Here is a 14,275-nt window from a genome sequence, read left to right as displayed (position 1 = left end):
GTAAACACGCCCAAGCCAATGCGGTTGCGTGGCGACGATTTTGTGAGCTACATCAATTAGTTTGTAGGGTGTGTACCGCAGGCACGCACGCGTTTGCCAATATCAAATTCCCGCGTGCGTGTCGGCTACGCCGCCACACACCCTACGCACGGACCCCACCCGCTGCGGGCTTCGCCCTGCAGGGCGAGGGGGATTTTTCAAATTGCAAACACCCCTAATGCAGCAATTTCTGAATCCCCGCGCCCAGTTTCAGCACCTTTTTCATCACACCGACCGGCAGGCGCAGCACCTCGTTCGCCCAACTGGTGAGCGTGCTGACAAATTCATGCGTCTCCTTAATCCGCGCGCGCGCGGATTCATTTTCCTGCGCAAATTCCGGGCTTTCCATCAACGTCTGCAAAAATTGCACCGTCGGCTCGATTTCGCGGCGCTGCCGTTCGGCGACGATGGTGCGGAACAGCGTCCACACATCTTCGGAGGTCGCAAAATGGTCGCGGCGGTCGCCCATGATGTGAACGGTCTGCACCAGCTGCCAGCTTTGCAGCTCCTTGATGCTGGTGCTGACATTGGAGCGGGCGACGCCGAGGGTTTCGACGATTTCGTCGGCATTCATCGGCCGCCCCAAGAGGTAGAGCAGCGCGTGGATTTGCGCCACGGTGCGGTTCACGCCCCATTTGGCGCCCATCTCGCCCCAGTGGAGGACGAATTTTTCGGTAGTCGGGTTCAGTTTCATGACGGCGAGTTTAGGATGGTTCGATATTTCTGTCAATACAGAAATTTTCGACTCAAACGAGGTTGCAGCGCTGGAAAAAAGCGCGGTAGGCGGCGATTTTCTGCTCCAGTTTGAGCGGGTAGGCGCGCGAGGTGGATGGCAGGCGGGTGAGGCTGAGTGCGCGCCCGTCCAGTTGAAATTCGAGGGTTTGCCCGGTTTTCAGCATCGCTTTGGCGTCGCCGGTGAAGCCGAGCAGCACTTCAGTCGCCTTGCCGCCGGTGGTAAAAATGTGGCGCAGCCGGGGCAGCTCGCGCACGATGGCAGGCAGGTCGAGGGTTTCGATGATGCGCAGATGGGCGTCGGCGGCGTTGCCTTTTTCGCGGATGGCGCGGCGCACGCTGGGGCAGATGGCGATGCCGCGCGCGGTGAGAAAGGCGCGGATGCGCTCGGCATCGAAGCGCTTTTCGCCCGCGATTTCAAAGTGCTTGGGGTCGTTATAAAAAATAGTGCCATAAACGCGCCACATATCGTTCTGATAATTGGGGTAATGGAATGCCATGCTGCGTTTTTCCGCCGTCGGCGGGAAACTGCCGCTCATCATCACCGTCGCTTCGGGCGGCAAATGCGGCGGAAAGGGATGGGTTTCAATATTCATGGGGAATGGTATCGGCCTTGTTATAAAGGAAACGCCCCGCAAGGGGGCGTTTTGAATAAAAAGAAAAATTACGCGGCAGTCTTGAAGGCCATAAAAATGGCGGCCATGATCGCGGCAATAATGCCGTAAACAAACATCGGAATGGCGGTCTTCTTGATAATCGCGCCTTCCTGGTTCTGCACGTCCAGCACCGAACACACCGCAATAATATTGTTGATGCAGACCATATTGCCCATTGCGCCGCCCACCGATTGCAGGGCAAGCACCGTATCGGTCGGCAAATGCACCTGGGTGGCAATGCTGTGCTGAATGCTGCCAAAGGTCAAATTGGAAACCGTATTCGAGCCGGAGAAGAATGCGCCAATGGCACCGAGGTAAGAGGCAAAATACGCCCAATTGGTACCGGCAATCTGGGCAAAGCTGTTGCCGATGACTTTCACCATTGAATGCTCGCCGCCGACCATCATGAATTTCACCATCACCAGTGCGCCAAAGAGTGCCAATAGCGGCTTGATGGTTTGCCCCAGCGTGGTGTAATACACTTTGAAGCTGTCGCGGAAACTGACACGGAAGCAAAAGAGCGACAGCCAGACGGTAATGACGAAGGGAATAAAGGCGGGGACATAGAGCGTCTTGTAACTCTCGGAAACACCCTGCCCGAAGATATTGTTAAAGCTCAAAATCAGCGCGCGGCTTACTTCAAATTCGACAATGCCGAGATGGAGGGAAAACAGCGGCGTCGTGTCATTGAGCAGCCCCTTGATACCAAGTTGCTGGATGCGGGTAACGATCAGAATCAGCATCAGCATACCGAGTGGCGCCAATGCTTTTAAGACCTGCCCGGCAGAAAGTGGCGTATGCGTATTGCCACTATCCATTTTGGCGAGACCGATGCCCTTGTCGGCAAGAAAGACGGAAAGCAGCAAACCAATACCGCCACCGACCAGCGACGGAAATTCGTAATTGACTTGCGCCAGCAATAAATACGGCACGGTACAGGCCAGCACGCTCAAATAAATGAAGCCGATGTTTTTGCGAATCTCCGCCCAGGTGGTAATAAAGCGCAGCGCCAATACCGGAATGATAAAACCGGCGACGAAATGAATCAGCCCGGTTTCTTTGCCGATGGCGAGAATATCTTCGTCATTGAGAATGCCGCTTTTCTTCAGCTCGCCAAAGCCGAACCAGGTCGGCGTGCCGACCGCGCCAAAGGATACCGGTACCGAGTTCATAATCAGCGCAAAAACGGCAACCTGCATCGGCTTGAAACCGAGGCCGACGAGAATCGGCGCGGCAATTGCCGCAGGGGTGCCGAAACCGCTCGCTCCTTCAATCATGAAGGCAAAGGCCCAGCCGATAATCATCAATTGCGCCACCGGATTCGGGTTGATATTGCCCAGCCATTGGCGGATGATGCCAATGCAGCCGGTCGCTTCCATCATCCGGTTAAAGAATATCGCGCCAAAGATAACGGTAATCGGCGTCAGGGTGGCAACCACGCCCGCCGCCGCATTGGCATTGAGCGTCATAAAATCATTTTTGAAATAGAACAACTGCAACAGGTAAATGAAAAAGGCGACGCCGGGCAAGGCGATATAAGACGGCACGCTGTTTTTCTTTACCATCAGCCAAATCAGCAGAATGACCGGGAAAATACTCAAAATAAGCGGGAGCTGTTGGTTCAATGCTTCCATAAAAATACCTCTTAAAAAAAGCGGGCAGCCATGCCGCCCGCAAAAAATCAGAATGTGCCGGGAACAAGAATTTCTTTGCCGACTTTTTTAATATCGGTATGGCCGCAGAATGCCATCGTCGTGTCCATCTCGTTATAGAGGATTTCCAGACAACGGCGCACGCCATCTTCGCCATAGGCACCGAGGCCGTAAAGGAATGCCTTGCCAATCATCGTACCTTTCGCGCCGAGCGCCATACATTTCAGAATGTCCTGACCGCTGACGATACCGCTGTCGAGCCATACTTCAATCTGGCTGCCAACCGCAGAAACAATCTCCGGCAGGACTTTAATGGTGGAAAGCGCGCCATCCAGCTGACGGCCGCCGTGGTTGGAAATGATTAGCGCATCTGCACCGGATTGTGCCGCTTTCTCCGCGTCTTCGCTGGTCATAATACCCTTGATAATGAGTTTGCCGCCCCACAGGTCTTTAATACGGGCGACATCGTCCCAGCTTAAACGCGGGTCAAATTGTTCGCTCGTCCAGGAAGAAAGCGAGGACAAATCGGAAACGTTTTTTGCATGGCCGACGATATTGCCGAAGGTGCGGCGTTTGGTGTGCAACATATGCCAGCACCATTGCGGGCGCAAGGCCAAATCAAGCATATTGAGCAATGTCGGTTTCGGCGGCGCGGACAGGCCGTTTTTAATGTCGCGGTGGCGCTGGCCGAGTACTTGCAAATCGGCGGTGAGAATCAGCGCCGAGCAATTCGCCGCTTTCGCCCGCTTGATGAGGTCTTCCATAAATTCGCGGTCGCGCATCACATAAAGCTGGAACCAAAACGGCTTGCTGGTATTGGCGGCCACGTCTTCAATTGAGCAAATGGACATGGTGGAAAGTGAAAACGGCACGCCGAATTTTTCCGCCGCTTTGGCTGCAAGAATTTCGCCATCGGCATACATCATTCCGGTAAATCCGGTCGGGGCAATGGCGACCGGCATTTTTACCGTCTCGCCAATCATCGTCGTTTCCAAAGTGCGGTTGGTCATATCAACCAGCACGCGCTGACGGAATTTGATCGGGTCAAAATCACGGGTATTGTGATGCAGCGTGCTTTCCGTCCACGAGCCGGAACGCACGTAATCAAAAAACATCTTCGGCACTTTGCGCCGGGCAACGCGGCGCAAATCTTCAATATTGGTCATCTTGCTCAAATCACGAGCCATAAATCCTCCGGGCAATTTGAAAAAATACCGCCAAATTGGCGTTTCGCCGCGCGAAATCCGGTACGCGCGGTTAAGTCGAAACTTGATTCGCGCAGATTATCATTGCAGGCGACAATATATCTTGCATAACGACCGCCCGGCGCGCCTTGATGCAGCGCAAGCGGGGCGGTTATGGGCGTAGAGAACGGGTTGGTGCGGCTAGCCGCCCGTCTCCGCCTGCACCCGCTGGCGGAAGCGGGAAGCGGCGGCGTGGTAAAACGGCTTGGGCTGGATTTGTCTGGATACCGGCGTGGCAATGAGGCAGGCGGTCATCAGCCAGATGAGCAGCGGCTGGCTGCCAGTCATTTCCATGACGATGACGCTGGCGGTGACGGGCGATTGTGTCGCGCCTGCGAGGAAGGCGGCGGTGCAGAGCAGCACCAGCAGGTTGTGGTCGGCGACGCCACCGGTCAGCACCCACAGCCCGCTGCCGATGCCTGCGCCGGTGGTCAGCGATGGCGTGAAAATGCCGCCGGCGATGCCGCTCCAGTAAGTTGCCACCGTCGCCAGCAGTTTGGCGATGCCGAAATGGTGCGGTTGCAGCACTTCGCCGTCCAGGGCTTGTGCCACCGCCTGATAACCGGTGCCGTAAGTCTGACCGTGGGTGTGCTGGCCGATGGCGGCAAGGATAACGCCGAGCAGCGCGGCGAATATCAGCGGATGGCGCACCAACCAGCCGCGCAAAAACGCGGGGGCGTAGCCAAGCGCGCCCTTGGCAAGCAGGCGGGCGAAAATGCCGCCCGCGATACCGCAGACCACGCCGCACAGCGCCACCCAGAGAATCATGTGCGGCAGGGTGGTCGCGCCGACGTATTGCGGGAAATAGGGGTTGTTGCCCTTGATGGCGACGAGGATGAAGCCCGACGCCAGCACGCCGAGCAGCAGACGGCGTTCCCAGCGCAGATGCAGGCCGCGTCCCAGCTCCTCAATGGCGAAAATAATCCCGGCCAGTGGCGCGTTGAAGGCGGCGGCGAGACCGCCTGCCGCGCCGGTGGCAATCAGCTCGTTGCTGCTCAAGCCGCTGAAGGCAAGGCGGTGGCGGCGACAATATTCGCCCCAGGCGAGCATCACCGCCGCGCCGACCTGTACCGACGGCCCTTCGCGCCCGACCGAAGCGCCAATCAGCATGGCGAGAAAGGTCAGCGGGATTTTCCACAAGGTATGCGGCCAGGCGATGAGACGCTGCTTGTTCGCGCCGTAGGGCAGGCTGAGTGCGGCGATGACCTGCGGAATGCCGCTGCCCGCCACATAAGGCGCGTGCTTTTTGGTAAACCAGGCGAGCAGCGCCATCCCCGGCGGCAGGATAAACCACGGCGCCAGCGGCCAGGCAGTCGCCCAGAGGTGGTTCTTGTCGAGCGCATAATCGGCAAAGGCGGCGAAGGTGAGCGAGGCGAGGGCGACCAGCGTCGCGCCAACGAGCAGGCAGGAGAGCTCCAGCGTTTTGCGCGAGATGCGCGAGGACTGGCGCAGTTTCTTGTGGATGAAATGGCGCAGCCGGGCGCTGCGCGCGGAGAGGTTGAAAATCATGGTGGTGGCGGGTAATGGATAACAGGGCGCGAATTGTACCGGGGAATGCGCGGGCGGGGGGCGGTTCCGGCGGGCGAATGTCGCCCTATCCGGGCAGAAACACTATAATTTTCACCGATCCGACAGCCAATCCCGGCACACCCCGACAACTACGGAGAACACCGATGAAAATCCACGCCACCCTGCTTGCTTTCGCGCTCGCCCTCGCCGCGCCCGTCGCCCCTGTACTGGCGGAAGACGCGCCCAACTACATCGAAGAAATGAAACGCTGGCAACCGAAAGCGGAAGCGGGCGACGCCGAAGCACAATTCCAGTTAGGACAAATGTACGCCCTCGGCCACGGCTTCAAGCAGAATTTCAAAACGGCTGCCGAGTGGTATGAAAAGGCGGCTCAACAAAGCCATGCCAAAGCGCGTACAGCACTTGGGTTACTTTATTCTTTTGGCGTCATTTCATCTGAAAAAGACAATGAGACTGACTGGCTAGAAAAGGCTGCAGCACAGGATGAGCCTGTTGCTCAAGTATTCTTGGGTGATTTAGCAAAAGGACAGGATAAATATGACGAAGCGCGCAAATGGTATGAGCAGGCTGCTGCTAACGGCAGCGCAGACGCGATGATAGCCATTGCAAAACTCCACGAGTACGGCGAAGATACAAGCAAAGATTTGGAACAGGCTCGTCAATGGAATGAAAAAGCATCCAAGCAAAAGAAAATTTCTGCTGCTGCGATGGGAGAAGTTGGGCTTTATTACGCAACAGCGGGAGGTGGATTTGCCAAAAATATTGGCAAATCCAGAGAATGGTATGAAAAAGCCTGTAATGCAGGACATTCGCGCAGCTGCTTCTATATCGCACAAGACTATAGAAAAGGAGAGAATGGATATAACAAAGATGCGGAAAAGGCGCTTACTTATCTGGAAAAATCCAGTAACTTGGGTAGTGCTCAAGCATCTTCCGAACTCTCCGAAGAATACGTCAAAGAAGGCTCAAGCCTTGGTGTTTCTTTGGACGCAAAAAAAAGTTTTTCCTACATGGAAAAAGCAGCGACACAAGGAGACAGAGATGCAATGGAAATGCTAATTCAAATCTACTCTCATGGCGCTCAAAATGTTCCCGGAATGGGTGATATCCCGGTAGATCTTGCAAAAGCTGCAAAATGGCAAGAGGCAAAGAAAAATGGTATTGACGAAGTTACGCTAGAATTTCTCGTGCAAACATTGAGAGAACTGCAAAATTGACCTTTCTCGCTAAAAATGTAGCGACCGCAGGTTGGCTTGGCGAAGCACAAGCGTAACCCAACAAATAAAATATTGGGCTACCGCTTCGCCTCACCTGCATTACTAAAACCCAAGGGCAGCCCAACACCTTTATCACTCACTCCGCCACCGCCTCCTGCAACCGACGGAACGCCTCATCGCGCAGCACGCGGAACTGCATTTCATCAATCTCGCCGTTGGCGCGTTGGCATTCCAGCGCGAACACCAGCCGCTCAAACGCCGCTTCCGCCGCCTCGCGCCGCGCCATCCGCGCGCGCAGCCGCTGCACCCGTTGCCAGTCGCGCCACAGCCACACCCCGATGACCAACAACACAAACCACAAAAACTTCATCACGCACCTCCAACACAAATGAAAAAGACCATATACCACATAACCCTCGCCCTCTGCCTCCTTGGCGGCCTCGGCGCACTCACCCTCAAACGCCTTGACCTCGCCTACCCGCCCGACCTCGCCCTCTGCACCGACTACGCGCCCACCGTCTATGACCGCCACGGACAAATGCTACACACCTGGCTCACCGCCGACGGCAAACGCCGCCTGCCGCCCGGCGCCCTGCCCGTGAGCTACACCGCGCTGCTGCTCAACTACGAAGACCGCCGCTACTACCAGCACCACGGCATCGACCCCGTCGCCGTCATCCGCGCGCTTGGCGAAAACCTGCGCGGCGGCGGCATCCGCAGCGGCGCATCCACCCTCACCATGCAGGCGGCGCGCCTCATCTACCGCACCCCGCATACCCTGTCCGGCAAAATCCGCCAGACCCTGCGCGCACTCCAGCTCGAATACCACTACGACAAGGCGGCCATCCTCAACTGCTACGCCAGCCTTGCGCCGATGGGCGGCAACATCGAAGGCATCACCGCCGGAGCCTGGCACCACTTCGGCAAAACCCCGGCAGAACTCTCCATCGGCGAAACCGCCTGGCTCATCGCCCTGCCACAAAACCCGAACCGCCTCGCCGACCCCGACCGCGCCCGCGCCGCGCGCAACCGCGTCCTCGACCGCGCCCTGCAAAAAAACCTCATCGACGCCGAGACCCACCACAACGCCAGCCACGAGCCGCTCGCGCCCGCGCCGCACCCCTTCCCGCAACACGCACCGCATTACGCCGCCCTTGCGCGCAGCCGTGGCGAGAGCGCGACCACCCTCGACCGCGACCAACAAACCCGGCTGGAAACCATCCTTGCCGCCGCCCTGCCAAGCCGCCCGCCGCGCAGCAACCTCGCCGCGCTCATCCTCGACAACGCCAGCGGCGAAACCCGTGCCTACCTCGGCAGCGCCGACTACCACGACAAAACCCGCCTCGGCGCGAACAACCTCCTCACCGCCATCCGCTCACCCGGCAGCACCCTGAAACCCTACATCACCCTCTACGCATTCGACCACTACCGCCTGCACCCGCACACCCCCATCGACGACACCCCGCTCGCAGGCGGCTACAACCCCGACAACTACGACCAAAAATACCTCGGCCGCATCACCCTCGCCGAAGCCCTGCAACGCTCGCGCAACACCCCGGCGGTGCGCCTGTTGGAGCGCATCGGGCCGGACACCTTCGCCACCTGGCTCGAACAACACGGCCTGCACCTCACCATCCTGCACAACAGCCCGCCGAACCTCACCATAGCCCTGGGCGGCGTCGGCATCCGCGCCACCGAACTGGCCGACCTCTACCGCCAGCTCGCCAACTGCACCTACCGCCCGGAGCAGCCCGCGCCGCTCGCCAGCCAGCGCGCCTGCCTGCAAACCAGCCAAATCCTGCAAAAAATCGGCGACAGCGGCGGCGTCCTCAAACACGGCGCCGAACCCGTCGCCCTCAAAACCGGCACCGCCTACGGCTGGCGCGACCTCTGGGTCATCGCCTACACCCGCGAGCACACCGTACTGCTCTGGGGCGGCCGCGCCGACGGCGGCTACAACGACCAGCGCGCCAGCGCCGAAGCCCTCATCCCCATCATGCGACAAATCACCGCCATCCTGCCGAACCCGCCGCGCCATTACACCGCGCCGCAACCGGCGTGGGAGACCCGCGAAAACACCGTCGCCGCGCCACCCGCTCCCGGCCTGCGCATCACCGCGCCCACCAGCGGCGCCACCATCCAGAACCGCGGCCAAGCCATCACCCTGCAAACCGACGGCGGTGTGCCGCCCTACACCTGGCTTGCCAACCGCCAACTGCTGCGGCAAACCCACAGCCCGCAAACCCTGTGGCAACCGCCTGGCGACGGCGACTACACCCTCGACGTCAGCGACCAGAACGGCAACCACGCGCGCGTCCAACTCCGCCTCGAAACCCCGCCAGAGCGCCCCGCCGCGACGGTGCGCCTGCAACCGGCACCTTAGCGCCTGCCGTCGCTCTACCCCCTCCCCCCGTGGGGGACTGGAACAGCTCGCGCGAAGTGCGAGAAAGCTGGGGTGGGGGTAGTACCCACGATACAACTGCCGATGTTCTGTAGTCATAGCCGCAGGTCGACCATTCATGCCCGACCTACGCCTTGCTCGCGGCAAAGGTGTCTGAAAACTGCGCTACAATCGCCGCCCCCAAAATAACCAAAACATCATCATGAGCACATCCCAACCCGCCGTCGGCTTCATCAGCCTCGGCTGCCCGAAAGCGCTGGTCGATTCCGAGCGCATCCTCACCCAAATCAGCGCCGACGGCTACACCATCACCGACCGCTACGACGACGCCGATCTCGTCATCGTCAATACCTGCGGCTTTATCAACGAAGCCGTCGCCGAATCGCTCAACACCATCAGCGAAGCCATCCGCCAGAACGGCAAAGTCATCGTCACCGGCTGCCTCGGCGTCAAACCGGAAATCATCCGCCGCCATTGCCCGGACGTGCTTGCCATCACCGGGCCGCAGGCCTACGAATCGGTGATGGGCGCGGTACACGAACACCTGCCGAAACCGGCGCACAACCCCTACCTCGACCTCATCCCGCCCGCCGGGCTGAAGCTGACACCGCGCCACTACGCCTACCTGAAAATCGCCGAAGGCTGCGACCACCATTGCACCTTTTGCATCATCCCCGACCTGCGCGGCCGCCTCGTCAGCCGCCCGGCGGAAGCGGTGCTGAAAGAGGCGCAAAACCTGGTCAAACTGGGGGTGAAAGAGCTGCTCGTCGTCTCGCAGGACACCTCCGCCTACGGCGCCGACCTCGGCGCGCGCGGCATCCACGAACTCGCGCGCGAACTAGGCAAACTGGACGCCTGGGTGCGGCTGCACTACGTCTATCCCTACCCGGACGTCGATGACCTCATCCCGCTGATGGCGGACGGCGGTATCCTGCCCTACCTCGACATTCCCTTGCAGCACGCCAGCCCGCGCATCCTCAAGGCGATGCGCCGCCCCGGCAACCGCGAACGCACGCTGGAGCGCATCCGCCGCTGGCGCGAGATTTGCCCCGACCTCGCCATCCGCAGCACCTTCATCGTCGGCTTCCCCGGCGAGACGGATGCCGACTTTGAGGAACTGCTGGCGTTCATCGAAGCAGCGGACATCAACCGCGCCGGCTGCTTCGCCTACTCGCCAGTCGCAGGCGCGGCGGCGAATGACTTGCCCGGCCAAATCCCCGAAGCCATTAAAGAAGAACGGCGGCAACGCTTCATGGCGGCGCAGGAGGCGGTCAGCGCCCGCCTGCTTGCGGACAAAATCGGCAGCGTCCTGCCGGTGCTAATAGACGCGGTGGATGCGGACAACCTCGCCGCCACCGGGCGCACGCCCTACGACGCACCGGAAATCGATGGCGTTGTCCACATCAGCAACATTGACGGCGTCAAGCCGGGCGAAATCGTCCACGTCGAAATCGAAGACAGCGACGCGCACGACCTCTACGGCAACGTCTATTGAGCGCCGCGCACAAAAAAGCCGTCCTGCGGGACGGCTATATTTCCGGCTACGGCAAAAACGCCAGCACCAGACCGAGCAGCACCGCAGCGCCAACCCAATTGTTATGCACGAAGGCGCGGAAGCAACGCTCGCGCTCCAGGTGGCGCGTGTCCCACAGTTCATAGGCAAAGAGCGCGGCGGCGCCGACGAGGCCGAGGTAGTACCAGCCGTTCAGCCCCGCTGCCAGTCCCGCCAGCACGAGGAAGCCCAAGACCGTCCCCGCCATCGTCGCGAGAAAGCGATGCTCGAAGCCGCGCGCGGTAATGGCGCTGGAATGGAGGCCGATTTTCAGGTCATCGTCACGGTCCACCAGCGCGTAGTAGGTGTCATACACCAGCGCCCAGAAGACGCTTGCCAAAAAGAGCAAGAAACCGGCAAGCGTCACCCGCCCCAAAATCGCCGTCTGCGCCATCAGAATCGGGCTGGCGAACGCCACGCCCAGCACCAATTGCGGCGTGAGGAAAAAGCGTTTGCACAGCGGGTAAAAGAGCGCTACCACCGCGCAGGCGACGGCAAGCAGCACGCTTTGCCAGTTGAGCAGCCACACCAAGCCGAAGCTCAACGCCAATAAAAACACGCCCAACGCCACCGCTTCCGCGATCGAAACCGCGCCGCTGGCGAGCGGACGGCTGCGGGTGCGCTCAACGTGGCCGTCAAAATTGCGGTCGGCGAGGTCGTTGAAGACGCAGCCGGCAGAGCGCATCGTCAGCGTTCCCAGCAAAATCACGGCGGTGACGAAGGCGGGCGGCCGTCCGGCACCTGCCAGCCACAGCCCCCACAAACTGCTCCAGGCGAGGAGCAACGAGCCCACCGGGCGATCCAGCCGCATCAGGCGGACAAAAGCCAAACATTTCATAGCAAAGACACCGGAAAAAGATTCCCATAGCATAGCGCCCTTCATTACCAACACAAAAAAGGAGACACTGCTTCTGGCCGCAGACGCCAATTCACGTTTTGCCCACAGTGGTTCGGGAAAGACTGCGGGGCGCCTTGTGGACAAGCGCCCCGGTCATGATGCGGCATCGGTTTTTTCAGGCTGCCTGCAATCATTTGCCTTTCGGCTTTTTGTGCGGTTTGGCGTTTTTGAGGCGGAGCATCTCCCAGCCGCCGTTTTTCCAGCAGTAATCTTCCTCGTCGTAATCCATGATGCTGCTTTTGTATTCGACACGAATGCAGCCCTTGCGGATGACCTCAACGTTGCCGACGATGGCGATGTTTTGTCCGTCGGGCGGTGTTTTAAACTGCCGTGTGGCGGGGTTGAAGAGGTACAGATCGTCGGCAGACTGGGTGTAGGCGCCGACGATACGCACGGCGATGTCGGGGTGGCCGTCGCCGTTGTAGTCCTGGATGTTGACCAGGTCGCTGATTTTTTCTTTAAGCGGACCGAAGTCGATGATGTCGTCGATGATTTGCACTTTGCCGGTTTTCTGGTCGGTGATTTTCACCTGATAGGAGTCGTCGGCAAGAACTTGGGTTTCGACGGCAAAGGAAAAGCCGGCGGGTGTGGGGACGGCGTAGGTGGCGACGGGCGCCGCATCTGCGGCAGATGCCGGGTCGGCAGCAAAAGCAGGGACGGAGGCAGCAAGGAGCAGGGCGGGGATAATGTGTTTCATGGAAAATCCTTTATTTGGGATTGGAATGGCGAAGCGGCGCTTCATGGGGGAGCAGCCTGAAAAAAGGCGGACGGTTTTGCTCAAATCCGCTGCATCTGTTTTCAGGCTGCCTTGATTTTATTTTATTACGATACGCCCCAAGGGCTGTTTGCAATACAACCCGCCCTGTTGCAGGCTTCACCCTGCGGGCGTCCAAACAAAAATATACATACCAGAGTAGCGACCGAGGCGTATGTAAATGAATCCGGCGATTGCGGTAAAACACCAGCACCCGGCAAGTCCGCCGCAGTCACGGACAAAAGCCAAACATTTCATAGCAAAGACACCGGAAAAAGATTCCCATAGAATAGCGCCCCCTTCGTAACCAACGCAAAAACATGAGCCAATACGTATTCACCATGAACCGGGTGAGCAAAGTCGTCCCCGGCGGCCGCTTCATCCTCAAAGACATCTCCCTTTCCTTCTTCCCCGGCGCGAAAATCGGCATCCTTGGCTTGAATGGCGCGGGCAAATCCACCCTGCTGAAAATCATGGCAGGCGTCGATACCGACATCCAGGGCGAAGCGCGGCCGCAGCCGGGCATCAGCATCGGCTACCTGCCGCAGGAGCCGCAGCTTGACCCGGAGAAAACCGTGCGCGAAGTCGTCGAAGAAGCGATGAGCGACATGAAAGACGTGCAGGCGGAGCTGGACGCGGTGTACGCCGCCTACGCCGACCCCGATGCCGACTTTGACGCGCTGGCCGCCAAGCAGGCGGAGCTGGAAAACAAACTCGCTGCCGGCGGCGGCCACGACAACGAGCGCCGCATGGAAATCGCCGCCGACGCGCTGCGCCTGCCGCCGTGGGAGCAACAAATCTCGACGCTGTCGGGCGGGGAAAAACGCCGCGTCGCCCTCTGCCGCCTGCTGCTCTCCAACCCCGATATGCTGCTCCTGGACGAGCCGACCAACCACCTCGACGCCGAATCCATCGCCTGGCTGGAGCGCTACCTGCACGACTTCCCCGGCACCGTCGTCGCCGTCACCCACGACCGCTACTTCCTCGACAACGTCGCCGGCTGGATACTTGAGCTTGACCGTGGCGAAGGCATCCCCTACCAGGGCAACTACTCCTCCTGGCTGGAGCAAAAAGAAAAACGCCTCGCCGTGGAAGAAAAACAAGAAAGCGCGCACCGCCGCGCCCTCAAGCAAGAACTCGAATGGGTGCGCAACAACCCCAAAGGTCGCCACAGCAAAAACAAGGCGCGCCTTGCCCGCTTTGACGAACTCTCCGGCAAAGAATTTCAAAAACGCGCCGAAACGCAAGAAATCTACATCCCGCCGGGCGAGCGCCTCGGCGACAAAGTCATCATCGCCGAACACCTCGCCAAAGGCTACGCGCACAAAGCGCTCTACGAAGACCTCAACTTCAACCTGCCGACCGGCGCCATCCTCGGCATCATCGGCCCGAACGGCGCGGGCAAGTCCACCTTGTTCAACATCCTCGCCGGCAAAGACACGCCGGACGCGGGCAGCGTGGAAATCGGCGACACCGTGCAAATCGCCTTCGTTGACCAATCGCGCGATGCGCTGGACGCCAACAAAACCGTGTGGGAAGAAGTCTCGGACGGCCTCGACAACATCATCGTCGGCAACTACACCATCCCCAGCCGCGCCTA

At 59.4% G+C, this 14,275-nt stretch carries 12 protein-coding genes; 4 read left to right on the top strand and 8 right to left on the bottom strand.

Annotation, left to right across the window (positions count from 1 at the left end):
* Positions 1-214: 214 nt before the first annotated feature.
* From Q0349_RS03035 to Q0349_RS03015, 5 genes are all read right to left on the bottom strand, one after another.
* On the bottom strand, positions 215-733 hold the full coding sequence (locus Q0349_RS03035; protein WP_366916261.1) for a MarR family transcriptional regulator: 519 nt from the start codon (positions 731-733) through the stop codon (positions 215-217).
* 52 nt (positions 734-785) lie between these two features.
* Positions 786-1,367, bottom strand: coding sequence for a DNA glycosylase (locus tag Q0349_RS03030; RefSeq protein ID WP_298079401.1), 582 nt, complete (start codon positions 1,365-1,367; stop codon positions 786-788).
* A gap of 68 nt (positions 1,368-1,435) precedes the next feature.
* Positions 1,436-3,061, bottom strand: a complete 1,626-nt coding sequence (locus Q0349_RS03025) for an L-lactate permease (RefSeq protein WP_298079400.1) — start codon at positions 3,059-3,061, stop codon at positions 1,436-1,438.
* 47 nt (positions 3,062-3,108) lie between these two features.
* Positions 3,109-4,266 carry an alpha-hydroxy acid oxidase gene (locus tag Q0349_RS03020; protein WP_298079399.1) on the bottom strand — a complete coding sequence of 386 codons (1,158 nt, stop codon included), beginning with the start codon at positions 4,264-4,266 and terminating at the stop codon, positions 3,109-3,111.
* 198 nt (positions 4,267-4,464) lie between these two features.
* Positions 4,465-5,832 (bottom strand): chloride channel protein, encoded by a 1,368-nt coding sequence (locus Q0349_RS03015; protein WP_298079398.1) that lies wholly within the window; start codon positions 5,830-5,832, stop codon positions 4,465-4,467.
* A 164-nt stretch (positions 5,833-5,996) separates the two neighbouring features.
* On the opposite strand from Q0349_RS03015, the gene Q0349_RS03010 reads away from it, so the two are divergent.
* The gene (locus Q0349_RS03010) at positions 5,997-7,070 is read left to right on the top strand and encodes a tetratricopeptide repeat protein (RefSeq protein ID WP_298079397.1); all 1,074 of its coding nucleotides are present in this window, start codon (positions 5,997-5,999) and stop codon (positions 7,068-7,070) included.
* A 136-nt stretch (positions 7,071-7,206) separates the two neighbouring features.
* Here Q0349_RS03010 and Q0349_RS03005 read toward each other — a convergent pair whose 3' ends face one another.
* Complete coding sequence (locus tag Q0349_RS03005; RefSeq protein ID WP_298079396.1) at positions 7,207-7,440, bottom strand: hypothetical protein; 234 nt, start codon at positions 7,438-7,440, stop codon at positions 7,207-7,209.
* Between the two features lie 18 nt (positions 7,441-7,458).
* Here Q0349_RS03005 and pbpC point away from each other — a divergent pair, with 18 nt between their 5' ends.
* Together pbpC and rimO are read left to right on the top strand one after the other, a co-directional pair.
* The gene (gene pbpC / locus Q0349_RS03000) at positions 7,459-9,453 is read left to right on the top strand and encodes a penicillin-binding protein 1C (protein WP_298079395.1); all 1,995 of its coding nucleotides are present in this window, start codon (positions 7,459-7,461) and stop codon (positions 9,451-9,453) included.
* Positions 9,454-9,673: 220 nt separating this feature from the next.
* Positions 9,674-10,966 (top strand): 30S ribosomal protein S12 methylthiotransferase RimO, encoded by a 1,293-nt coding sequence (gene rimO / locus Q0349_RS02995; RefSeq protein ID WP_298079394.1) that lies wholly within the window; start codon positions 9,674-9,676, stop codon positions 10,964-10,966.
* Between the two features lie 46 nt (positions 10,967-11,012).
* Here rimO and ubiA read toward each other — a convergent pair whose 3' ends face one another.
* Both ubiA and Q0349_RS02985 read right to left on the bottom strand, forming a co-directional pair.
* A complete protein-coding gene (gene ubiA, locus Q0349_RS02990; protein ID WP_298079393.1) occupies positions 11,013-11,861 on the bottom strand; it encodes a 4-hydroxybenzoate octaprenyltransferase in 849 nt (282 codons plus the stop codon).
* 190 nt (positions 11,862-12,051) lie between these two features.
* A complete protein-coding gene (locus Q0349_RS02985) occupies positions 12,052-12,618 on the bottom strand; it encodes a hypothetical protein (RefSeq protein WP_298079392.1) in 567 nt (188 codons plus the stop codon).
* A 377-nt stretch (positions 12,619-12,995) separates the two neighbouring features.
* Here Q0349_RS02985 and ettA point away from each other — a divergent pair.
* A partial coding sequence (gene ettA / locus Q0349_RS02980; RefSeq protein WP_298079391.1) for an energy-dependent translational throttle protein EttA occupies positions 12,996-14,275 on the top strand: 1,280 nt, incomplete at its 3' end.

The organism is uncultured Cardiobacterium sp. (assembly GCF_938028185.1).
In the GTDB taxonomy this organism is placed as follows: domain Bacteria; phylum Pseudomonadota; class Gammaproteobacteria; order Cardiobacteriales; family Cardiobacteriaceae; genus Cardiobacterium.
Note: the sequence above shows the minus strand (reverse complement) of the source record. Positions and strands in the feature narration are given on the sequence as shown.

What these genes read in the sequence shown, in the direction of transcription:
- Q0349_RS03035 (WP_366916261.1), bottom strand. Translation starts at nt 733, where the DNA reads ATGAAACTGAACCCGACTACCGAAAAATTCGTCCTCCACTGGGGCGAG.
- Q0349_RS03030 (WP_298079401.1), bottom strand. Translation starts at nt 1,367, where the DNA reads ATGAATATTGAAACCCATCCCTTTCCGCCGCATTTGCCGCCCGAAGCG.
- Q0349_RS03025 (WP_298079400.1), bottom strand. Translation starts at nt 3,061, where the DNA reads ATGGAAGCATTGAACCAACAGCTCCCGCTTATTTTGAGTATTTTCCCG.
- Q0349_RS03020 (WP_298079399.1), bottom strand. Translation starts at nt 4,266, where the DNA reads ATGGCTCGTGATTTGAGCAAGATGACCAATATTGAAGATTTGCGCCGC.
- Q0349_RS03015 (WP_298079398.1), bottom strand. Translation starts at nt 5,832, where the DNA reads ATGATTTTCAACCTCTCCGCGCGCAGCGCCCGGCTGCGCCATTTCATC.
- Q0349_RS03010 (WP_298079397.1), top strand. Translation starts at nt 5,997, where the DNA reads ATGAAAATCCACGCCACCCTGCTTGCTTTCGCGCTCGCCCTCGCCGCG.
- Q0349_RS03005 (WP_298079396.1), bottom strand. Translation starts at nt 7,440, where the DNA reads ATGAAGTTTTTGTGGTTTGTGTTGTTGGTCATCGGGGTGTGGCTGTGG.
- pbpC (WP_298079395.1), top strand. Translation starts at nt 7,459, where the DNA reads ATGAAAAAGACCATATACCACATAACCCTCGCCCTCTGCCTCCTTGGC.
- rimO (WP_298079394.1), top strand. Translation starts at nt 9,674, where the DNA reads ATGAGCACATCCCAACCCGCCGTCGGCTTCATCAGCCTCGGCTGCCCG.
- ubiA (WP_298079393.1), bottom strand. Translation starts at nt 11,861, where the DNA reads ATGAAATGTTTGGCTTTTGTCCGCCTGATGCGGCTGGATCGCCCGGTG.
- Q0349_RS02985 (WP_298079392.1), bottom strand. Translation starts at nt 12,618, where the DNA reads ATGAAACACATTATCCCCGCCCTGCTCCTTGCTGCCTCCGTCCCTGCT.